1 protein-coding gene is annotated in these 240 nt (G+C 64.2%); it reads left to right on the top strand.

Features of this window, described 5'->3' with window-relative positions:
* A partial coding sequence (locus RMT89_RS45205; protein ID WP_315889561.1) for a hypothetical protein occupies positions 1-240 on the top strand: 240 nt, incomplete at both ends.

The raw sequence follows: 240 nt of genomic DNA, 5'->3' as shown, positions 1-240 counted from the left end.
GACGGCTTCTGCCGCAGCTCGACTACGCCTCGCTGTTCCACGTCGGCGAATACCGCACCAAGGAGAACGACGCCTATGGCGCGCTGACCGACAACGAGATGGTGGCCGTCGTCGCCGACAAGCTGCGTCCGGGTGGTGAGATCCTGTTCTATTCGGGCTCTTTCGCCTACGACAAGGCCGAGGCCGCCGGTGCCGCGCTCGTGGCCAAGGGCGTGCTGGAGCCGAAAGGTGAATACAAGA

It is taken from the genome of Streptomyces sp. P17 (assembly GCF_032436805.1).
In the GTDB taxonomy this organism is placed as follows: domain Bacteria; phylum Actinomycetota; class Actinomycetes; order Streptomycetales; family Streptomycetaceae; genus Streptomyces.
The sequence above is the reverse complement of the archived record's forward strand: the minus strand, read 5'-3'. Positions and strand labels throughout refer to the sequence as shown.